The organism is Rhizobium sp. WYCCWR 11152, assembly GCF_013087615.1.
Lineage (GTDB): Bacteria > Pseudomonadota > Alphaproteobacteria > Rhizobiales > Rhizobiaceae > Rhizobium > Rhizobium indicum.
On the sequence record NZ_JABFCP010000018.1, the window covers coordinates 1 to 20949 of the forward strand.

At 53.4% G+C, this 20949-nt stretch carries 19 protein-coding genes and 1 pseudogene; 19 read left to right on the forward strand and 1 reads right to left on the reverse strand.

Annotated features, from left to right (window positions below; genetic code table 11):
* The 19 genes and pseudogenes from G9X67_RS27155 to G9X67_RS27245 form a co-directional block, all read left to right on the forward strand.
* Positions 1-419: pseudogene (locus G9X67_RS27155) on the forward strand (calcium-binding protein); the annotation flags it as partial.
* A 345-nt stretch (positions 420-764) separates the two neighbouring features.
* Complete coding sequence (locus G9X67_RS27160; protein WP_173862995.1) at positions 765-1847, forward strand: galactose oxidase; 1083 nt, start codon at positions 765-767, stop codon at positions 1845-1847.
* 167 nt (positions 1848-2014) lie between these two features.
* On the forward strand, positions 2015-3547 hold the full coding sequence (locus G9X67_RS27165; protein ID WP_171600124.1) for a hypothetical protein: 1533 nt from the start codon (positions 2015-2017) through the stop codon (positions 3545-3547).
* Positions 3548-3865: 318 nt separating this feature from the next.
* Entirely contained in the window at positions 3866-4846 is a 981-nt protein-coding gene (locus G9X67_RS27170) for a GDP-L-fucose synthase (protein WP_138335052.1), read from the forward strand.
* Positions 4846-5964: a GDP-mannose 4,6-dehydratase gene (gmd, locus tag G9X67_RS27175; protein WP_011650573.1), complete on the forward strand. Its 1119-nt coding sequence runs from the start codon at positions 4846-4848 to the stop codon at positions 5962-5964. The genes G9X67_RS27170 and gmd overlap by 1 nt, the downstream gene beginning before the upstream one ends.
* A 20-nt stretch (positions 5965-5984) precedes the next feature.
* A complete protein-coding gene (locus G9X67_RS27180) occupies positions 5985-7064 on the forward strand; it encodes a Gfo/Idh/MocA family oxidoreductase (RefSeq protein ID WP_210259005.1) in 1080 nt (359 codons plus the stop codon).
* On the forward strand, positions 7061-7546 hold the full coding sequence (locus tag G9X67_RS27185) for an N-acetyltransferase (RefSeq protein ID WP_171600125.1): 486 nt from the start codon (positions 7061-7063) through the stop codon (positions 7544-7546). The genes G9X67_RS27180 and G9X67_RS27185 overlap by 4 nt, the downstream gene beginning before the upstream one ends.
* Before the next feature lie 223 nt (positions 7547-7769).
* Positions 7770-8873 (forward strand): DegT/DnrJ/EryC1/StrS family aminotransferase, encoded by a 1104-nt coding sequence (locus tag G9X67_RS27190; RefSeq protein WP_171600126.1) that lies wholly within the window; start codon positions 7770-7772, stop codon positions 8871-8873.
* The gene (locus G9X67_RS27195; RefSeq protein WP_138335041.1) at positions 8870-10465 is read left to right on the forward strand and encodes an oligosaccharide flippase family protein; all 1596 of its coding nucleotides are present in this window, start codon (positions 8870-8872) and stop codon (positions 10463-10465) included. Before G9X67_RS27190 ends, G9X67_RS27195 begins: the two co-directional genes overlap by 4 nt.
* On the forward strand, positions 10466-11077 hold the full coding sequence (gene hisH / locus G9X67_RS27200) for an imidazole glycerol phosphate synthase subunit HisH (RefSeq protein ID WP_086156032.1): 612 nt from the start codon (positions 10466-10468) through the stop codon (positions 11075-11077).
* Positions 11077-11832, forward strand: coding sequence for a HisA/HisF-related TIM barrel protein (locus G9X67_RS27205; RefSeq protein ID WP_246705455.1), 756 nt, complete (start codon positions 11077-11079; stop codon positions 11830-11832). The genes hisH and G9X67_RS27205 overlap by 1 nt, the downstream gene beginning before the upstream one ends.
* Positions 11825-12985, forward strand: coding sequence for an N-acetyl sugar amidotransferase (locus G9X67_RS27210; RefSeq protein WP_138335043.1), 1161 nt, complete (start codon positions 11825-11827; stop codon positions 12983-12985). Before G9X67_RS27205 ends, G9X67_RS27210 begins: the two co-directional genes overlap by 8 nt.
* Before the next feature lie 172 nt (positions 12986-13157).
* The gene (locus G9X67_RS27215) at positions 13158-14327 is read left to right on the forward strand and encodes an O-antigen polymerase (RefSeq protein WP_246705456.1); all 1170 of its coding nucleotides are present in this window, start codon (positions 13158-13160) and stop codon (positions 14325-14327) included.
* Positions 14328-14342: 15 nt separating this feature from the next.
* Positions 14343-15434 carry a glycosyltransferase gene (locus G9X67_RS27220; protein WP_138335045.1) on the forward strand — a complete coding sequence of 364 codons (1092 nt, stop codon included), beginning with the start codon at positions 14343-14345 and terminating at the stop codon, positions 15432-15434.
* Positions 15431-16024, forward strand: coding sequence for an acyltransferase (locus G9X67_RS27225; RefSeq protein WP_138335046.1), 594 nt, complete (start codon positions 15431-15433; stop codon positions 16022-16024). The genes G9X67_RS27220 and G9X67_RS27225 overlap by 4 nt, the downstream gene beginning before the upstream one ends.
* Positions 16021-16863 (forward strand): class I SAM-dependent methyltransferase, encoded by an 843-nt coding sequence (locus G9X67_RS27230; protein ID WP_138335047.1) that lies wholly within the window; start codon positions 16021-16023, stop codon positions 16861-16863. The genes G9X67_RS27225 and G9X67_RS27230 overlap by 4 nt, the downstream gene beginning before the upstream one ends.
* 9 nt (positions 16864-16872) lie before the next feature.
* Positions 16873-17823, forward strand: coding sequence for an SDR family oxidoreductase (locus G9X67_RS27235; protein ID WP_138335048.1), 951 nt, complete (start codon positions 16873-16875; stop codon positions 17821-17823).
* Positions 17820-18992: a glycosyltransferase family 1 protein gene (locus G9X67_RS27240; protein ID WP_138335049.1), complete on the forward strand. Its 1173-nt coding sequence runs from the start codon at positions 17820-17822 to the stop codon at positions 18990-18992. The genes G9X67_RS27235 and G9X67_RS27240 overlap by 4 nt, the downstream gene beginning before the upstream one ends.
* Before the next feature lie 60 nt (positions 18993-19052).
* A complete protein-coding gene (locus G9X67_RS27245) occupies positions 19053-19829 on the forward strand; it encodes a glycosyltransferase family 2 protein (RefSeq protein ID WP_171600127.1) in 777 nt (258 codons plus the stop codon).
* 4 nt (positions 19830-19833) lie between these two features.
* On the opposite strand, the gene G9X67_RS27250 is transcribed toward G9X67_RS27245, so the two are convergent.
* Positions 19834-20661 carry a Wzz/FepE/Etk N-terminal domain-containing protein gene (locus tag G9X67_RS27250; RefSeq protein WP_171600128.1) on the reverse strand — a complete coding sequence of 276 codons (828 nt, stop codon included), beginning with the start codon at positions 20659-20661 and terminating at the stop codon, positions 19834-19836.
* Positions 20662-20949 lie beyond the last annotated feature (288 nt).

The following is a 20949-nucleotide window of genomic DNA, read 5'->3' on the forward strand; positions in this document are numbered from 1 at the left end:
TTCGCACGACACTGACGAGCTATACGCTTGGCAGTGATGTCGAGAACCTCACCTATATCGGAACGACGAACTTTGTCGGAACAGGGAACGATCTCGACAATGTAATCACAGGGGCGGCCGCGGCTGATACGCTTTCCGGCGGCGCCGGCAACGACATCCTCGTTGGTGGCGACGCGGCAGACTTGTTCGTTTATTTGTCGAACTGGGGCCACGACACGATCATAGACTTCATGGCAACCGGCACGGCGCACGACACGATCAGAATCGATCACAACATTTTCGCCGACTGGGAATCGCTTTTTGCTGCATCCAGTCAGTATGGCGACGATACAATCGTTACGGCCGATATCGACAACACCATAGTGTTGAGGAACGTAGCCTTGACGAGCCTGGACTCGGGGGATTTCCTTTTTGCGTGAACCCAATTGGACCTCCTGGTAAACCCCGGGGGGAGATCGGGCATGCTACGGCGGAGCGGATGACGGCGATTTGTGGAGGAGATGAGGGAAGGGGATTGAACGACACCATTTTTTCCGGCAATTGAGGTCATCAGAATTTGGCTCGGCTCTTCGTCGCCGTGGGGATTTAGGCCGGTGATGAAACTCAAAGTGGCTGATCCACAGAAACAATCATCAACACAAGAGCGTCGCATTGGTCCGCCCCCTTGCTGGCGGCCTTGAAGTTGTGACGATCGGCGATTGTGCGAATGTAGGTACTTGTGCGGTCATAAACGCCTGCCTCCACGAGTGGTTCGGGATGAAATCATGAATTTAAACGTCAACCGGCTTTTGTTTTTCCTCGTATTTCCGCTGGTCGTTCTTTGTCTTATTCTCGGGTGGATTTATAGCGGGGCACCGGGGTTCCCGGCGCCGAGTCTGAAGCGAATAGCCGTCGCTGGTTGGCAACCGCGCGATTCGGCTGGAGAACTCGTGTATCATGACAAGCTTTGGCTTCTGGGCGGCTGGAAAACAAAGCCGACAGAGTTGCTTCGGGATGTCTGGAACACGACGGATGGCATCAAATGGGATCTAGTCCAGTCGGAGCTACCTTTCCATTATACCGACCTGCCGATGACGATCGTGTTCAAGGACCGAATGTGGGTACTCGGTGGGACTACACTTTCGGACCCGGAGCATCCTGCCACCAATGCGGTGTGGAACTCCGATGACGGAATTCGCTGGAACAACGTGCAAGTAGCGGCTTCTTGGAGCCCAAGAACAGCCACGCCGATTGTGATGCTAAATGGTAAGCTGTGGATTCTCGGGGGGCTTGAGTGGGTTGATGGCAAGCAGACCCTTAAGAACGACGTGTGGAGCTCCAGCGATGGTATCAATTGGACCAAGGTGACGGAACACGCGGCATGGCAGCCGCGGGCATATCACACGGCCATCGCTTATCACGGAAAACTATGGGTTCTTGGCGGCGGGTCATATCACCCAGACTACATTGCCTTGAATGACGTCTGGAACTCTGAAGATGGTATCAATTGGAAAAAAGTTTCCAATGCACCGTGGAGCGGACGGATCTGGTTCTCGGGCGCAGAGTATCGAGATCGCATGTGGGTGATTGGTGGCTGGAGTAAAGAAACCCTTAACGTCGGCGGAATTTGGTTCACGGACGATGGCATTGATTGGACGCGATTGCGTTTATCTGACAGCTGGCGACCAAGACATGAACAATCGATTTATGTTGTGGGCGATAGGATAATCATCGCTGGCGGGCATGCCGATCCAATCACCAATGAAGTGTGGGAGCTGAAAGTTCCTCGGCTATGGCTAGAATTCGATCGCCTCGTCCACCAGGTGCTGCCTTTCGTGAACGGACGGGCCGACGGCAAGGCAGATTAATCCGACAGGGTTTGATGCACCAAAACCTTTGCGGATCCGCGATCGACATCGCGTCTACCGCAGGTAGAAAACGTGCAGTTCTTGCCGTAACGCAATTCCAAAAGGTGGAGGCATGAATGTTCTCGCAGAGTCGAATGAGAAGGTGCCTGACAATTAGGATGGATCGATTGTCGCGGATAGAGGTATTCGCCTACGCTCTCGTTATTTGTATCCATGCCTATGCCCTATTGGCTTTCGGGGCGACGTACTGGGTCGATTCACGCGACTATGTATCGTTGGCTACCGCCATGTCCGCGCCTGGCGATTTGCAGTTGTTTTACGGAACGATAGGTCAATGGATATTTAGCCATCTTGGGCCGGGTGTGCCGGCAGCCTGGCTCTTGCTGAGTGAGTTGCCAATCTCCTGGCAATGGCCGGCGCTCGCTGTATTCCAGCACATGTTGGCTGCAGGGGCGCTGATCTTTGCATTCCGGACGGTGTATCGTCTTTGGCCATCACCTGTGCATCTCGTTTTTGTCCTATTGCTGCTGCTGTTGCCGGCATATCAGGCATTTCACAATTCACTTCTGACCGAATCAGCCACTTCATCTTTGGTTCTGATCGGATTTTCGTGCTGCCTAAGGATCGCGCGGGGGAAACGGTCCATCAATAATTGCGTCATTGTCGCGCTTATGGCGATTGTGTGCGTGACCCAGTTTAGAAGCTACTGGGGAGCGATCGTCGCGTTAATGTTATTCTACGCGCTTGCATCCCGGACATTTCTTATCTCCAGATGGATGGTGGTCTTGTTCGCTGTGTCGGCTGGCTCGGCCCTGGCGTTTCCGACCTATAGATATTTGCAGGTCGGGCAATTTTTTCTTCCGGCCGGCGGCATCAATCTTCTAATATCGGCGTCTCAGGCAAACGCGCATCCCTCGTCGACAGTGAAAACGCTCATCAAGGCGGCAGGGTTTTCGGATGCTTCGGGGCATGGCGAGGCGCTCGCCAGCGGCATCACTATGTCCGACGCGCTGTCGGTCGCCGAAAAGTGGAGAGCTGAAGGACTCTCCAATAGCGAAATTAACGAAAAGGCGGAGGAACTAGCCAGCGCGCTACACTCGGATGGCATGAGTGTTCAATTGAACCGGCTTCTGTATGGTATGGCGTCAATCGGAGCGATCTTGCCGTCTGCCGTAGTTCCGCAAACCCACGAAGTCTTCCCGGGATACTCTCCCAGGGATTTTCTCAATCACCTATACGACTATTATCGCTGGCAAAGCTGGACATCCGGGCAGGACTATCGGTCGACGTTCGAGCGTTTCTTTGGGCCACAGGCAGCTTCAGATGCGGCGATTTTCCCCTTTGCAGTTTCATCGAATGCGAAGATCTATGCCGCGTTCAATCCGTACATTTCGACCTTCCCAGAGAGACTGCGTGACCCAATAGATATTGGTGTTGCCCCGCCCGACGTTTGGCTGATATTGGCGTTGCTCGCTGCTGCACTTTTGGCCGTACAAGCGAGGGAAGTAACAATATTACTTCTTTGCGCATTAGCACCAGCCTTTGCTGTCGCGTATGCGTTTCCGGTTGGGAATCCGCGCTATGCAGTGCCATTGTTTCCGTTGTACTTTTTCGTTACGTCGATTGGGGCAACTCACGTTATTGCATGGTCGCGACTTTTGAGATTTCATCAAAAGAGCGGCTCAAATATCTCATCTTAGGTCAGGTAGCGCTTTGAATTCGGCGCGCGTCAGCGTTGCGGCCATCACTTGTGTCGAGGCCACCGTGATCACTGAGGCCAAATGCCAAATTCCAGACGGGAAATGGCAAGCTGCCACCACTCAGGAGGTGTGCGTAAGATTCGCGAAAAACTACGAGTATGATCAGTATGCTCCCATTGATGAAGATTGACTTTTGTGGCGAGAACACCCAATGAGGCGTAACTAATCCTTTCCGCGCGAGTCCGACTTGGCAACTGTGCGGTCGTAGACAAAGAAGCCGGGAAGCTTCCGGTCATGCCACGGGTGCGCGAGCAAAATATGGGCAGTTTTCCAAAAATATTCGTGGCCGGTCATACTGGTATGGTCGGCTCGGCGATCGTACGGCGCCTAGTCGCCGAAGGGCATCCGCCCGATTCCGTCATCACCGCAAGGCATCAAGACCTTGATTTGATAGAGCAGTTGGACGTTCGTCGGTTTTTCGAAAAGGAGCGCCCTGATCAGGTCTACCTTGCAGCGGCGAAGGTGGGCGGCATATACGCAAACAACACCTATCCGGTTGACTTTATCTACGACAACCTGATGATTGAATTGAATGTCATGGAGGCTGCGTTCCGGACCGGCGTTCGGAAGCTGCTGCTGCTCGGATCAAGTTGTATTTACCCGAAGCTTTCCGACCAGCCGATCAAGGAAGATGCGCTTCTTACAGGTCCGCTCGAGCCGACCAATGAACCTTATGCAATTGCCAAGATTGCCGGCATCAAACTTTGCGAGAGCTACAATCGCCAGTATGGCGATACTCACCGTGTAGACTACCGCGCTCTGATGCCCAGCAATTTATATGGTGTGGGAGATTCATATCATCCCCAGAATTCGCATGTCATTCCGGCGCTCCTGCGGCGCTTTCACGAAGCCAAAACCAGGAGTGCGCCCAGCGTGCAGATCTGGGGCAGCGGGATGCCGTTGCGGGAATTTCTTTACGTCGACGACATGGCCGCCGCCAGCGTGCATATCATGAATTTGCCGGCGGAACGCTACAACGCCCTGAGGCCAAAAGGCCAGACCCATATCAACGTTGGATATGGAAGCGACGTGACCATCCGCGAGCTTGCGACGACTATCGGCGACCTTGTTGGCTTCCGAGGGAAGATAGAATTCGATACCTCCAAACCAGACGGAACACCTCGAAAGCTCATGGACAGCGGGGTGGCAAGAGAGCTCGGATGGTCACCGGTAACCGATCTGAAGGAAGGTCTCAAATTTGCTTACGAAGATTTCCTGTCTCGGGAGAACGTCGCATAATGTCTAAAGTCGCTCTCATAACCGGCGTTACCGGTCAGGACGGTTCCTATCTAGCGGAATTTCTTCTCGAAAAAGGATACACCGTTCACGGAATCAAGCGACGCATGAGTTCGTTCAACACGCAACGCGTCGATCATATTTACCAGGATCCACACAGCAAGAATATGTTGTTCAAGCTGCATTACGGGGATCTGACGGATACAAGCAATCTCATCCGCATCATGCAAGAGACACAGCCGGACGAGGTCTATAATCTCGGCGCCCAGAGCCATGTTGCCGTAAGTTTCGAGAGCCCGGAATATACAGGCGATACCGACGCACTCGGAACACTCCGCCTGCTGGAAGCCATACGCATACTGGGATTTGAAAAGAAAACGCGGTTTTATCAGGCGAGTACGAGCGAACTCTACGGCCTTGTACAAGAAACCCCTCAGAAGGAAACGACGCCATTCTATCCGCGTAGTCCTTACGCGGTTGCGAAGCTCTATGCTTACTGGATCACCATCAACTATCGCGAATCCTATGGCTTATACGCGTGCAATGGAATCCTATTCAATCATGAGAGCCCTCGTCGTGGCGAAACGTTTGTGACAAGAAAAATCACGCGTGGTCTTTCCAATATCGCGCAAGGTCTTGAAGATTGCCTGTACATGGGCAATCTCGATGCGTTGCGTGATTGGGGTCACGCCAAAGACTACGTGCGCATGCAATGGATGATGCTTCAGCAGGATCAGCCGCGGGATTTCGTAATCGCAAGCGGCAAACAATACAGCGTACGTCAGTTCATCCAATGGGCTGCAGAGGATCTCGGAATTACCCTTCGCTTCGAGGGAGAGGGCTTGAATGAACGAGGGATCGTTGAGACCGTCACAGGCGACAAGGCCCATGGCGTGAAACCCGGTTCCGTAGTCGTACAGATCGATCCTCGCTATTTTCGTCCGGCCGAAGTCGAAACACTTCTCGGAGATCCTACGAAGGCCCGCGAACTGCTCGGCTGGGTTCCGGAAATTTCCGCGAGAGAAATGTGCCGGGAAATGGTCATGCATGATTTGGGGCACGCACAGAGACATGCCTTGCTTAAACAGCATGGCTTCGATGTTAACGTAAGTGCCGAGTGATTGCGGGCGAATACGATCGCATGGGGAAAGAACTCTTGATAAAATTCGCTATTGTTGGCTGCGGGCGCATTGCCAAAAGACATTCCGAACTGTTGGGCCTGTCACAGATAAAAGGTGCGACGCTCGCTGCGGTTTGCGATGTTGCAGAGGAAAGAGCGAGGGAGTTCGGTGAACGATTTGGCGTTCCCTACTATCGGTCGATCGATGAGATGCTTCAGAACACTGAGGTGGATGTCGTATCGATATTGACGCCAAGCGGCATGCATGCGGAACACGTCATTACGGCAGCAAAATATAAACGACATATCGTTGTCGAAAAGCCAATGGCTCTGACTCTGACCGATGCTGAAGCGATGATCAAGGCTTGCGACGAGAATAATATTCGATTGTTCGTCGTCAAACAGAACCGTTTCAATGTCCCGGTCGTGAAGGCGCGCGAAGCTCTTGATGCGGGCCGCTTCGGTAAGCTCGTGCTCGGCACGGTTAGGGTACGATGGTGCCGCGATCAGAGTTACTATGATCAGGATAGCTGGCGCGGTACCTGGCAATATGACGGCGGTGTCCTTGCCAATCAGGCAAGTCATCATATCGACATGTTAACTTGGTTCATGGGTGATGTCGAAAGTGTTCACGCGCGCGCGGCGACAGCGTTGGTGGATATCGAGGCGGAAGACACTGCTGTAGCCACACTGAAGTTCCGCAACGGTGCTCTCGGTATTATAGAAGCTACCGCAGCAACCCGACCCAAGGACATTGAAGGATCGATTTCGATACTTGGAGCTGGAGGCTCTGTTGAGATTGCGGGCTTTGCGGTGAACAAGATCCGCACCTGGCAGTTCGGCGACCATGACTTAGGCGATGAGCAAGTTATGGAGAAATACTCTGTTAATCCTCCGAACGTTTATGGTTTTGGTCATCAGGCTTATTACGAACACGTCGTCGATTGCCTAGTGAATGATACAAAAGCCCTTGTGGATGGTCATGAGGGCCGCCAGAGTCTTGAATTGATCTCGGCGCTCTACGAATCAATCGCTTCCAATCAGGAAGTGAAATTGCCTTTGGAAGTGAAACATTCGAAACTGGGACGATCTTCCCAGTGACCGACGGCTCCCCCACGCTTTGGAAGGCGCAGGTCAGAGACGTCGTTTGCGGCGCTCGGGTGAAAATAGTTGAGCCCGCCAATGTCTATGAATGCGAACTTGCGGATGATTGTTTCGTCGGTCCGTTCGTCGAAATCCAGAAGGGCGTGAAGATCGGGCCGCGCACAAAGATACAGTCACACAGTTTCATATGCGAACTTGTGGAGATTGGTGAGGATTGTTTCATCGGACATGGGGTTGTTTTTGTGAACGACCTTTTTTCGGTAGGTGGGCCTGCGCGGGGAAATCGCGCGCTCTGGAAGGAGACCCGGATCGGCAACCGAGTTTCGATCGGCTCAAACGCAACGGTCCTGGCAGTTCGGATATGCGACGATGTTGTCATCGGTGCAGGCGCGGTTGTAACCCGGGATATCACCATTTCTGGCACCTATGCCGGCAACCCCGCCCGGCCTCTACCTCGTTCGGCAAGGAATGAGGTTTAGGTTTGTCCCAGGAAGGGCGTCGTTGGTGGACAACGTCGGTACATGCCCCTGGCTTGGCAGCTTCTCGCCGTCAGCCCGCCGATGGAAGGGGTGTTGGCCTCAACCTTTCGCGAAGGGTTGTTTCAGCGTTGAGCCGATGCTTGGCTGAATGTTATTTTTAGTTGGCGCATATGGCGGCGCCGGCGCACACGGAAATCATCGCAATTTACCGAGAGCAGGTTTCATGAAAGTTCCTTTCGCTGATCTTCATCTCCAATATCTCTCGCTAAAGGAGGAGATCGATGCTGCAATTGCTTCAGTCATCCGGTCTTCCTCGTTTATCAGAGGGCCATTCGTTCAGAAGTTCGAGGACGAATTTGCCGCCGCCGTCGGCGCCCCTTATTGCATCTCATGTGCGAATGGAACGGACTCACTCTTCATCGCCATGCGCGCGCTAGGCGTCAGACCTGGGGACGAAGTTATTACGACTGCCCATTCGTGGATTTCAACTACCGAGACCATTTCACAGGCCGGCGGCAATGTTGTCTTCTGCGACACCGACGCTTCGACATACACCATCGATCCTGTTCAAATCGAAGCGAAGATCACGCCTCGAACGGTTGGCATCATCCCGGTTCATCTCTATGGCCAACCGGCCGATATGACTGCGATCATGGCGATCGCCCGGAAGCACGGTCTCTGGGTCATAGAGGATTGTGCTCAATCCCATCTGGCTGAGATTGATGGGCAGGTCGTCGGGAGCTTCGGGGATGTCGCTTCCTATTCTTTCTACCCGGGAAAGAACCTTGGCGCGATGGGCGACGCAGGCGCCATTACCTGCAAGGACAAATCACTTGCCGATCGGATGGCAATGTTTGCGCGGCATGGCGGGCTTTCAAAGGGCGACCACCAGATCGAAGGCATAAATAGCCGCCTCGACGGACTGCAGGCCGCGATCCTGTCGGTGAAGCTGCCGCGTCTGCCTGAATGGACTGCAAAGCGGCAGGAATGGGCGAGACGCTATGCGCGCGCCCTCGAGGATATTGGTCGGCTGGAACTGCCTGAAACGGCAGCCGGACGAAATCACGTCTATCACCTGTTTGTGATCAAGCACGACCGGCGCGATGCCCTGGCCGCCCACCTCAATCATGCCGGCATCCAAACCGTGGTCAACTATCCGATATCGCTGCCGTTCCTGCCGGCTTACGAACGCCTTGGCCATCGGCCGGAAGATTTTCCCAACGCGTTTGGAAATCAATCCAAGATTCTTTCAATTCCGATTTTCCCTGAAATGACAGAAGCTCAACTCCTGTACGTCGCAGATACGATCAGGGGATTCGCCGAGTGAGTGATGAACGCCCGGAGAGCCATGGAAGGCGCAGCAATCTTCTTGGAAACTCAGGCTGGAATTTTGCGGGTTTCCTTTTTACGCTGGTTGCTAACCTTGCCACGGTGCCGTTCGTCGTGCGCTGGATTGGACTGCAGGCGCTGGGAAGCGCAGGCATAGTGATCGCTATAGCAGCTCCCGTGACGCTGATCGGCACCGTGCTCGGGCAGGCCATTGTCAGGGAAATTTCCGCGCGGATTGGACGTGGCGAGGAGCATGCCGCCGCCCGTATTGCTATCGTCGGAATGAAAATCTGCCTCATCGCTTCGGCGGTGGCGTGGCTAGGGATCGTGCTTGCCGGTCCATGGATCATGACCGGCATCGCCGGTGCGTCTCTTCCATCACAGAATCTCACCGTCTCCTTCCTCATTGTCGCAACCGGCACAATGGCGCAGCAGTTCTCGTTTGTCCTGCAAGGTATTTGCGTGGGAAAGCAAAATTTTCGATTGGTGGCCAAAGCATCAGCGTGGAGTTCATTCGCAACCATCATCATGACCTTGGGATGCACGTGGTCCTTTCCAGGGCTGAATGGCTATTTGCTCGGATTTTCTGGAAGTCTTGTATTGTCGACTGCAGGATGGATATGGGTTACATCCTCGGAATTCCGTGAGAGCGGCAGATTGATCTCATCGTCTCCCGACGAACTGAAATCATTGCTTCATTTTGGAAAATGGCAAAGCCTCTCTCAGCTTGCGGGAATCTTTGGCAACCAGATGGACCGCTACGTTCTGGCTTCGCTCGCGCCGTCTGCCGTTGTCGGCCAATATAACGTGTGCAATCGCGTCCAGGAGGCCGCTTACATCGCGGTCATACGTATCTGTGAAGTCCTGTTTCCTCGATTTGGCAACATGTCGAACAGCCGCGAAGAGGAGCGGCATGATTTCTTTATGCTCGCCTCATGGGGCAATTCGGCTTTCGGAGCCATCGTACTCTCGCCAATCGCGGTTCTCTCCAGGCCGCTGTTGACGGTTTGGGTCGGCGAAGAAACCGCTGCAGGCGGCACGCATCTGCTCCAGATACTCATTCTCGGCGGCATCGTCGGGTGCGGTTCGAATGTATTCCAGTATTATGCTATGGGAATGGGCAGAAACGCACCGGCTGCATATACTTCGCTTGCGTATTCGGTGATGACAGTTGTTTTTTCTTTCGTTTCCATTTGGTGTTTCGGTCCATACGCTGCTGGAGCAGGCTTGCTTGCTGCCAGCCTTGTAAGAGTACCTCTCGCGCTTTTGGTGACTCGCAACTGCTTCTTTCGCACTTTCAGCGCGGAGCAAATGTTCGCCTGTACAGTTGCTCCTATCTTGGTTGGCATCTGCATAGTTGTCGGATCTTTAGGCCTGAATTTCACCTGGATCAATGGCTGGCTGTCCCTCGCTTTCGCGTATGTCTGTTCTGTCTGCGTTGTCTCCGCCGCGATCGCAGCCGTGGCGATGACGACGAAAACCGGGAGCATTATCTTGTCCCGTATCTATGGGTCCGTTAGAACGGCTTTGTCCGAGAGACGCCTGATTGGATGGAATAACCATCTTGTGAAACGCAAGAGAGGGTTTTGAGTGATCACTGTGGTAGACTATGGCGTCGGGAATATCGGCGCAATTACCAATATGGCGGAGTATCTGGGGATCGATGCTCGGCCAAGCGGTGATCCCAAGGAGATCGAAAGTGCCGCGAAGCTCATTCTTCCAGGGGTCGGTGCGTTTGACAAAGCAATGGCCACGTTGAGAAACAGAAAATTAGTCGATCCACTGAATCACGCGGTGCGCGAACGGAGGGTTCCTGTTCTCGGCATATGTCTCGGTATGCAGCTGTTGGCGCGATCCAGCGAGGAAGGCTCGGAAACTGGACTTGGCTGGATAAATGCGGATGTGAAGCGCATCAGGCTGCCGGCAACATCATCCCTTAAGGTTCCTCATATCGGCTGGCTTGAGATAAGGCCGCGCCGAGAAAGCGCTCTGTTCGACAGGTCCAACCGGCGGGAGCGCTTTTATTTCGACCACAGCTATTTTGTCGATTGCGATGATCCGAATGACGTTACCGCCGTCATCGACTACGGCGAGGAGCTATGTTGCGCAGTGAGTTCGAACAATGTCAGCGGCGTGCAATTTCATCCTGAAAAAAGCCACCGCTTCGGGATGCGGGTTCTTGAAGCATTCGGAAAGCTTTGATGAGAAAAAGGCTTATACCCGTCCTGCTGGTCGATCAGAAGCGTCGGCTGGTGAAAACGATAGAGTTTGGTGAGCGCACCTACGTCGGCGATCCCTTCAATGTTGTTCGCCTGTTCAACGAAAAGGAAGTCGACGAGATCTGCATTCTCGATATCGACGCCACGCGTACGGGGCGAGGTCCTGACCTCGGCTTCGTTCGCGAACTCGCAACCGAATGTTTCATGCCCTTGGCATATGGCGGCGGCATCACCGAGCTTAAGCAGTGCGAGGAACTTAACCGCTCCGGCGTCGAGAAGTTTGTACTCGGTCAAGGCGCGCGCAATTCGCGACTGGTGGGAGCGATCGCTGCCGATATGGGCAGCCAGGCTCTGGTTGCCTGTGTCGACGTTGACGGTCGCGGCGCGGCGGCGAGCTGCTACGCTTCAAGCGATGCGAGGCAAGAGCCGATAGAATTCTGCCTGAGGCTGCAGGATGCCGGCGTTGGCGAAATAATTCTTCAGTCGAAAACTCTCGACGGCACGCGCAACGGATATGATCTTGAGTTGATCCAGTCGATTACCCGGAAGCTGAGCATTCCGGTCGTTGCCTTGGGTGGCGCCGGAAACGTCGCCCACCTGATGGAAGGCCTTCATGCCGGCGCTTCCGCCGCGGCCTCGGGGAGCGCCTTCACCTTTATCGGTCGGCTAAGGGCAGTCCTTATAAGCTACCCTGCACCAGAAATTTTGGAGGAGGTGGAGCAAGGTGTTCATGGATAACGCGTCGCGAGTTTGCTCATTTTGCGTCATGGACAATTCCAACCCGTCGATCGTGTTTGACGCAAACGGCCAATGTAACTGCTGTCGGGATGCGCTGAATCGCAAGCCGCACGAGTGGTGGACCGGCCCCGAAGGCGACATACGAATGCGGCGCTTGATCGCCACATTGAAGGAAGAAGGTGCAGGTAAGCCATACGACGCAATGGTCGGGCTTAGCGGTGGAATTGACAGCGCGTTTCTTGCGCATCTCGCCGCCCGAAAGCATGGTCTTCGTCTTCTGGCGGTCCATGTCGACGGCGGTTGGAATTCCGAGCCCGCCGTCCACAATATTGAAATTCTTGTCCGAAAACTCGATCTCGACCTTCACACGTATGTAATCGAGTGGCAGGAGATGCGCGATCTGCAGATTGCGTTTATGAAGGCTTCTGTCCTCAATCAGGACATCCCGCAAGATCATGCATTCTTTTCCACCCTCTATAGGACAGCAGCTAAATTCGGTATTCGTCACTTCCTCAGCGGCGTAAACTTCGCGTCAGAATCGGTGATACCCCGCGGCTTTGGCTATCCGTCGATTGACGGAACGCATGCGAGCGCGATTCAAAAACGCTTCGGCTCCTTGAAGCTCACGACCTATCCCTTCATGAGCCCTCTTGAGTATATTTGGCTTACCCGCGTCCGCCGGCAACTCACCATTCATCGTCCGCTCAACTACATCGACTACAATAAAGAGGAGGCGCGCACTGAGCTTCAGCGCGAATATGGGTGGCGTGACTACGGCGGCAAACACAGTGAATCCAGATTCACAAAATTCTACCAGGATATCTATCTTCCGAAAAAATTTAACTTTGACAAAAGACGGCTTCATCTTTCAAGTTTGATTGTTGCCGGACAAATGACACGGGAGGAGGCGCTGCGCGAAATTTCAACGCCCATCATCTCCGTTCAGGATGCCCGCAGGGAAACAAAGTTCGTGGCCAAAAAACTGGGATTGAAGCCGGAAGAGCTCCAATCGTATATCGAGGCACCGCCAGTACCGCACAGTAATTTTCCGAACGGCATGTGGCTTCATAAAGCGCTTTTGGGCCTGCGTAAGGTGACTCGAATTTTACTGCCGTCACGTAGCGCAACCGTAGAGGCAGCTGATGTCGACTAGCCTCGTCTTCGCAATGGCTGTCACACTGTCGGTGGGCTTCTACATTTGGAGGGTGGGTATCAATCTGACGCTTTCGTCAGTATTTTTAGGCCTCATGCTCACGCTTCATGGCCCTATGTATCTATATTACACTCGAGTATGGGGTCCTCAGACCAAGTTCTTCGAGACAATCATGTCTGCTGCCCCCTATAATGATGCTATAGGCGCGCTGGATCTCTCACTTGCCATTTCAATTGTCTGCATTACTCTCGGTATAGGGTTGGCAGATTTCGCGTTTGGCATTAGTCATCAGCAGATCCAGGCTGCCCTGCATTCCTGGCGTACTCGGCCTGTCCGCATATCTGAAGGCGTCGCTCAACGCGTCGAGGTTATTTCAATAATCGGACTCCTTATCATTTTGGCGGTTGTTGTGTTAGAAAACAACATACCCAAAATAATCGTCTACTTTATTTCGGATGCAAGTGAGGTCGCGAAAATTGCGATGCGACGAGAGTCGGGTGGAAGCCGCTTTTATCTTTTCAATCTCCTGGTCTCCAATGTGCTTCCGTTCTGTGCTTTTTGCTGCTTTATAGCAATAAGACAGCGGTCAATGAAACTGAGAGCGATCGCTTGGGCTTTTATAATCGCCGTTATGGTGGCCAAGGCCTCAACTCTGAGCAAGGCACCACTCGCGATATTTATACTGCAGTTGTTAGTCGTTGAACATCTCAGAAAATCTTTAGATTTGCCGTTAGGGATGGCGATCAGGTTTATTCTGTTTGGCGTACTTCTGTTCGGCGCGATGGTGCTTATTGCCATTCGTGAATTACACGGTGTCGGCGACGCACTCGACTTTCTCTTTTACCGGATATTCATGATCCCGAATGAGAGCTTGCTCGAGTATTATACAGCAATTCCGAGCGTTATCCCGTACAGCTGGGGCAGTAAGTCCAGTTGGCTGATCAGCTTTATAGCGGGAGAACCCAATGAGCCAACTTATCTACTGGTCGGCGCCATCCATAGGGGCGTGGAAGGTTCCACATCGACAGCATTGTTCATCGCGGATGCTTGGGCCGACTTCTCTTGGATTGGCGTTCTTCTGTTTTCACTCTTTGCCGGCTTCTTTATTCGTTTGCTAGATATCGAACTTTTCGTAAAGCGAGGAAAGACCGTCGCAACAATTGCGGGGCTGGCTCTCGGCCACTATGGAATATTCGTGATGCTTTCAACCGCTCTTCAAACTGCGATGTTGACGGGTGGTTTAATTTTGATTGTTCCACTAGTAGTAGCGCTATCTAGTTCGCTGAAGTGGGTGCCAGATAACAATAATGGCGGGCGAGAACAGCTTGTCACGACCGGATAGATATAGAAGTCCTAGATGCGCGTCTTTCAAAATTCCGGGGTATATGCCGCTTATTTGCAGCGGCTCAACATGCTCGCAGGCGGTGCAAGAAGTTTTTCAGATCGATTGGCACTTTTTCTGGACGATCGCTATGGCGCTTGTCACATATTAAAACCGGTGATGGAGACCTCTCCAGATATCTTCTTTACGAACGGCGATGACGAGATACTTCAACGATACTGGGCGGTAGAAAATGGTCTGCCCGCCACCTCCGACATGGAGCGGATCTTGCTGAGCCAGATCGAACATCACCGCACCGAGATATTTTATAATTCGGATCCGATGCGATACGGGAACGATTTCGTCCGCAAACTTCCTGGCTGCGTGCGGAAGTCGATCATGTGGCGAGCGGCGCCTTCCGGCAATACCGACTTCGGCGCCTACGATTTGATCGTCTGCAACTTTCCTATCATATTGGAAGGTTATCGGAAGCTTGGCTGGCGCGCGGAATATTTTGCACCAGCCCATGATCCGGCAATGGATAGCTATGCCGAAAATCGAGACCGGCCAATCGATGTGCTTTTTGTCGGAGGCTATAGCCGCCACCACCGTCGGCGTGCAGAGATACTGCAAGCCGTGTCGGCTATTCGAAGGGATTTTAAAGTTTACTACCACCTTGATCGGTCGCGACTGACTAGGCTTGCTGAGAGCCCGATCGGCTGGCTTCTGCCGCTTGGGAAGCACAGACGTCCGAAGAATATTCGTGCAGTGTCCCGTACCCCACTCTTTGGACGTGAGCTTTATGAAGCGATTTCGCAGGCGAAAATTGTTCTAAACGGCGCCGTGGATATGGCGGGAACGGACAGGGGAAATATGCGATGCTGGGAGGCGCTAGGATGCGGGGCGCTAATGGTCTCGGACTCCGGTGTTTATCCCGAGGGGATGGTCAATAATATCAGCATGGTAACATATGAAGATGCGGAATCCGCTGCGCGGACAATTGTAAATCTGCTTCGGGAACCGGAGCGCCTCCAGGCGTTAGCCAACGAAGGAACCCGTACTGTACGAACCGTGTACAACAAGCGTGCCCAATGGCTTAACTTCCAACGGCTGGCTGCAAGCGCATGAAGCTTAGCCCGACCACGATCGCAAACATGGCGGCGGGATGGTTGACTCGCAAGCGGAGCAAATTTGTCGTTGGGAGTGGTAGCAATGTCCGTTGGCTGGCATTGCGATCCGTTCGCGGAGGCAATGTGAAGATCGGCGAGAGCTGTATCATCAATTGCAATATCAGCTTCGATGATCCCCGCGGCCGCATCAGCATCGGCGATCGCTGCTATATTGGTGCCAGTCACCTAGTATGCCATTCCGGAATTACGATTGGAAACGATGTCATCATCTCATGGGGAGTGACAATCGTGGATCATGATTCTCATTCTCTCGACTGGGAGTTGCGCAAGAACGATGTGACAGATTGGGGCTTAGGAAAGAAAGATTGGACCGGGGTTTCCATCAAGCCAGTGTTTATTCAAAACAAGGTGTGGATTGGTTTTGGCGTGAGTATCCTGAAGGGGGTGACAGTCGGCGACGGGGCAGTTATTGGAGCCCATGCTGTTGTCACGCGCGATGTCCCCCCTTACACCGTCGTCGCCGGTAACCCCGCTCGCATAATTCGGAATCTCAAGCCGACGCAAAAAGAGACAGAAGGTCAACCATGACGGCAGCAAAGTTGGACACGTGGGAAGCAGCCGTCCAGTGGCTTCGGCAACAGCCTGACCAGCAAAAGCTGGTGCTCGATGCCTACTACGACGATCCGATTCTGCAGGCCGCCGAGCGGTATTGGCGGAGCGGCGAGTGGACTGCCATTCGCGAATTTCTCCCGCAGGCGCCAGGAACTGCGGTCGATATCGGCGCCGGTCGTGGTATTGCCAGCTATGCTCTGGCCAAGGAAGGTTTTGAAGTAACGGCACTGGAGCCCGACGCGAGCGACCTCGTGGGTGCCGGTGCAATTCGCGCCCTCTTCAATGAAGCTCATCTTCCCATTTCGATCGCCGAGGAATTCTCCGAAAAGCTGCCATTCTCCGACAATGCCTTCGATGTGGTCTTTGCCAGAGCCGTTCTGCATCACACCTCCGATCTGTCGGCCGCGTGTCGTGAATTCTTTCGAGTGCTCAAGCCCGGCGGGCGCTTCATCGCAGTTCGCGAACACGTGATATCGAGCGAACGCGATTTGCCGATCTTCCTCGATCGCCATCCACTGCACAAACTCTATGGAGGGGAAAACGCCTTTCTTCTGAAGGATTATCAGAACTCTATTGTTTCGGCCGGTTTCAAGATGGACAAGCTCCTTAAGCCGCTGGAGAGCGAGATCAACTTCGCCCCCTACACTCCGGCGGAGTTGAAGGCGCAGATTGCCATGCGATTGCCGCTCTTCGCAAGAGCCGCTCCAGCGCTTTTGAAATCTCGGTCAGTCTGGACGATCTTCTCGCATATCGCAGCAAAATTCGATCAGCGGCCGGGCCGACTATATTCGTTCGTCGCCACGCGGCCCCAATAAAGAAAAAGAATGGCTCGTATACTAATCACAGGCGCCCACGGCTTTATCGGAAGACATCTGGCAAAGTCGCTTGCGCTTGCCGGCCACTCCGTATTCGGTCTTGGGCACGGCACCTGGTCACCGCTTCATGCCCAGCGCTGGGGGCTAGTCTCTTGGCATAACGGCGAGGTCGATATCCCCAATCTTCGGTTGATTCAACAGCAGTTTGGGACGGTGGACATTGTGTACCATCTTGCGGGGGGCTCGTCGGTCGGAGCAGCAATCGCTAATCCTCGCGAAGATTTCCACCGCACGGTCAGCTCGACCATTGAACTGCTTGAATGGCTGAGACTGGAGGCCCCTAAAAGCAGCTTAGTGGCGGTTTCTAGCGCCGCTGTTTACGGGGCAGGCCACACAGGTCAGATAGCTGAGACGGCGAAACCCAACCCCTTCTCTCCCTACGGTCATCACAAGCATATAATGGAATCTCTCTGCCACTCCTATTGCGAGAGCTACGAGTTAAAGGTCGTGATCGGTCGTCTGTTTTCAGTTTATGGGGAGGGGCTACGCAAGCAGTTGCTCTGGGACGTTTGCTCCCAGCTCGAGGTTCATCCTGAGCGACTCCTTCTCGGCGGCAGCGGCAACGAGCTTAGAGACTGGACGGCAGTGAGCGACGTCGTGCGCGCGTTGTCGCTTATCCACACCGAGGCGAACCCTTCGCCAAAAGTTATCAATATCGGCACCGGCCGCGGCACCAATGTTCGTGCGATCGTTGAAGGCATTGCCCAAGCATGGGTGGTCGATACCAAATTGGAAGCCAGGATTGAATTTTCGGGTAAAGCAAGAGCTGGCGACCCTCAAAGCCTGATAGCCCAATCCGAGCAACTCGCAGCCCTCGGGTTCGAGTGGCAAAAGGATTTGATGGAAGGCCTCTCAGCTTATGTCAGTTGGTTTCGGTCGGGATCCGGTGTGAGATCATGACCCGTATTGCCTTTACGATGATCGGCGGGAAAAACTGGACCGGCGGTTATAACTATCTGATAAATCTCGCCAGGCTGCTGTCCTCTGATCAGAGCAGAACTCTTACGCCCGTTATGTTCTTTGGAACCGACGTCGATGAAGAAGATATAACTCCATTTGCGGCTCTCAATTGCGTTGAGGTCGTCCGTAGCCCGCTCTTTAACAGATCCAGGAGCTTTAGATCTCTGCTCACCGGTCTTGTCACCGGCGCCGATTGGCGTGTGCGTAAGCTATTTAGAGCTCACCGGATAGATGTCGTATTTGAGGTGGCACAATTTTTTGGTTTCAATCTCGGCATTCCCGCTATTGCCTGGATCCCGGATTTCCAGCACCGCTTCCTTCCTCATCTCTTCAGTAAGCTCGGCTACTGGAAACGCGATATAGGGTTTAGAATTCAGGTCCTGGGAAAACGCGAGATCATGTTGAGCAGTGAAGACTCGCGCGTCTCGTGCGAAGTTTTCTATCCGTCCTCGAGAGGGCGGACGCACGTCGTCAGATTTGCGGTGCCGCCCAAGGGGGTGATTATTCCTGCGGCTGCTCGTGCTCTTGCCGACAAATATGGGCTGCCTGAGCGGTACATCTTCCTTCCCAACCAATTCTGGCAGCACAAGAACCATCTTCTTGTCGTGGAGGCATTGACGATCCTCCGTCGCCGCGGTCAAGACGTTACTGTAGTGGCATCCGGCAGCCAGTCCGATCCGCGCGACCCCTCTTATTTTCCGCGTGTGAAGGCTGCTATCGACAGTTCCGGTCTCTCCTCGAACTTCATTCTTCTCGGTCTTATCCCATATGGCGATCTTGCTCCACTCGCAACCGCTAGTATGGCCTTGCTGAATCCATCTCTCTTCGAGGGATGGAGCACGACAGTCGAAGAGGCCCTGTCGTGGGGCGTGCCGCTGATTTTGTCTGATTTGGACGTCAACAGGGAACAGGCGGGCGAAGCGGCCGTATTTTTCGATCGCCATGACGCGCAGGCGCTTGCAGACGCAATTGCTTCGGCAAATCTATCTTCGCCGGATATTCTGTTCGAGCGGGCGGCGAAGGCGCAGGCCTCCGCTAATGAACGCGTCAACAGTTTCATCACTGATTTCCATGCGCTTGTTCAACGGGCTGCCACCAAACGCCGGTAGCAAACCACAGAAGAAGGCCGGGGGACCTCGCCTCTACCCACCCTATGAAAGCAAGTGTGAATGCGCGAACCGAAAATTTCAATCATCACCGTTGTCTTCAACAACGAAGCCACGATCGCTGATACGATCGAATCCGTTTGCGCTCAAAACTACCCAAATATGGAGTATATCGTCGTCGACGGACTCTCAAAGGACCGCACGCTTGATCGGATCAACGAACGCCGCGATGTTATCACGCGCCTGGTTTCCGAAGAGGACTTCGGCATCTATGATGCCATGAATAAAGGAATAAGTCTTGCGACCGGCGAAGTTATCGGCTTCATCAATGGGGATGATTTCTACATGCCAGGCGTTCTGGCAAAGGTCGCGGAGGCGTTCCGGGAGCCGACCTTGGAAGCGTGTTACGGCGATCTCTGCTATGTTCGGCAAAATGATACCTCAACGATAGTGCGCGACTGGCGCTCTTCGCCTTTTATACCTAAGGCCTTCGAAGAAGGCTGGTGCCCGCCTCATCCAACCTTCTTTGTTCGGCGCGAGGTCTACAAACGGCTTGGGTCATTTGACCTCAATTATAGGATTGCCGCCGATGTAGAGTTGATGATGCGCTTTCTGGAGCGCCACCGTATCAAGTCGAAATATCTCCCCGGCATAATGGTAAAGATGCGCATGGGCGGCACCACAAATCGCAGCTGGGATAATATCCTGCAGCAGAACAAAGAAGTTCTACGTGCGCTTAAAACTCATGGCTTGAGGGCCAGCCCGACACATTTCTTCTCTAAGAAGCTTATATCGCGGGGCATGCAGGTGCTTCGTGCGGCCTTGCTTAAGGTGCGCTAACGCACTAGCCGGTCGACCGGCTACGGCGGTTTCGCTGCATGAGGTATGCGCTTTTAAGGAGGTTGACTAGAACGCCGATAACGAACCCGACAAAGAGACCTGCAATCAAAATAGTTATCTTGGTCGGAGAGGCGGCATTTGATGGAGCGTAAATTGGGGAAAGCAGAGTTGCAGACTTGCTTAATTCTAGTTTACCCGTCAAGTCGGCAATGTCCTTACGCAATGCGTTCGCATCGTCGCGTGTCGCGAGATATATTGCCTGCTGCCATCCGGAATCCTGCGCCTCCTTCAGGAGCTTCGAATTTTCCACGAGTTGATCCTGCAGTGACCTGATTTGAGATTTCAGATGTTCCAAGCTGATGGACGCAACCAACGTCTGCTGTTCTTGAATCCTCCGCACAATCGCGGCGACGCACTGCCGTGCCAATTCAGCGGTTGGGGCGGTAAAGGAAATTTCGATGACGTCACTGGGAACTGATGGTGCCGTCACCCTCACATTTTGCGAAATCTGTTCGGCGGTTACCGGGCGGCCGTCGGAGCACGCGGAGACGGTCTGCTGATCGAAAGCTGATGGAGATCGCAGACGAAAAGTAACATGCTCACGAGGCTCCACAAGGGCGACTGCATCAGGGTCTAGTTGCGTTGGATTGGACGAAGCCGCAAGCACGAGTTGTGCTGAGGCTTGATAAAAGGGTTGGCTATACCACAGGAAAATGCCTGCTGATACAGCTCCAATGGAACAGCACAAAACAATGGTGCCGATGCCCCTTCGTAGGAAGGAAACAACAGAAAAGAGATTAATTTCCTCGTCAAATGATCTCTGTTCCATCATCTCAGCTTTCAGAATCCACCGTAGCCTCAAAATTAGCAAAAAAATTCACAAACAGCAGGCCTAAATGTCGCTTCAATCTTATTGGCCCTGCAATGTCAATCATGAAAAAATCACATCCAGTGCATATCGCGATGCCATGCTTTCTTAGGCGGTGACAGGGCCTGGAAAAATACCTGAATCGGTCCTTGAGCTAGCGATTATGCTCGTTCTGCTCCTCGCCGTCAGCAGCTACGTCATAACAGGCAGCTTTGGCATCATGTTCAATCAGAAAGCTTTGGATCCGATCTT

What these genes read in the sequence shown, in the direction of transcription:
- G9X67_RS27160 (WP_173862995.1), top strand. Translation starts at nt 765, where the DNA reads ATGAATTTAAACGTCAACCGGCTTTTGTTTTTCCTCGTATTTCCGCTG.
- G9X67_RS27170 (WP_138335052.1), top strand. Translation starts at nt 3,866, where the DNA reads ATGGGCAGTTTTCCAAAAATATTCGTGGCCGGTCATACTGGTATGGTC.
- gmd (WP_011650573.1), top strand. Translation starts at nt 4,846, where the DNA reads ATGTCTAAAGTCGCTCTCATAACCGGCGTTACCGGTCAGGACGGTTCC.
- G9X67_RS27180 (WP_210259005.1), top strand. Translation starts at nt 5,985, where the DNA reads ATGGGGAAAGAACTCTTGATAAAATTCGCTATTGTTGGCTGCGGGCGC.
- G9X67_RS27190 (WP_171600126.1), top strand. Translation starts at nt 7,770, where the DNA reads ATGAAAGTTCCTTTCGCTGATCTTCATCTCCAATATCTCTCGCTAAAG.
- G9X67_RS27205 (WP_246705455.1), top strand. Translation starts at nt 11,077, where the DNA reads ATGAGAAAAAGGCTTATACCCGTCCTGCTGGTCGATCAGAAGCGTCGG.
- G9X67_RS27210 (WP_138335043.1), top strand. Translation starts at nt 11,825, where the DNA reads ATGGATAACGCGTCGCGAGTTTGCTCATTTTGCGTCATGGACAATTCC.
- G9X67_RS27215 (WP_246705456.1), top strand. Translation starts at nt 13,158, where the DNA reads ATGTCTGCTGCCCCCTATAATGATGCTATAGGCGCGCTGGATCTCTCA.
- G9X67_RS27220 (WP_138335045.1), top strand. Translation starts at nt 14,343, where the DNA reads ATGCGCGTCTTTCAAAATTCCGGGGTATATGCCGCTTATTTGCAGCGG.
- G9X67_RS27225 (WP_138335046.1), top strand. Translation starts at nt 15,431, where the DNA reads ATGAAGCTTAGCCCGACCACGATCGCAAACATGGCGGCGGGATGGTTG.
- G9X67_RS27230 (WP_138335047.1), top strand. Translation starts at nt 16,021, where the DNA reads ATGACGGCAGCAAAGTTGGACACGTGGGAAGCAGCCGTCCAGTGGCTT.
- G9X67_RS27235 (WP_138335048.1), top strand. Translation starts at nt 16,873, where the DNA reads ATGGCTCGTATACTAATCACAGGCGCCCACGGCTTTATCGGAAGACAT.
- G9X67_RS27240 (WP_138335049.1), top strand. Translation starts at nt 17,820, where the DNA reads ATGACCCGTATTGCCTTTACGATGATCGGCGGGAAAAACTGGACCGGC.
- G9X67_RS27245 (WP_171600127.1), top strand. Translation starts at nt 19,053, where the DNA reads ATGCGCGAACCGAAAATTTCAATCATCACCGTTGTCTTCAACAACGAA.
- G9X67_RS27250 (WP_171600128.1), bottom strand. Translation starts at nt 20,661, where the DNA reads ATGATGGAACAGAGATCATTTGACGAGGAAATTAATCTCTTTTCTGTT.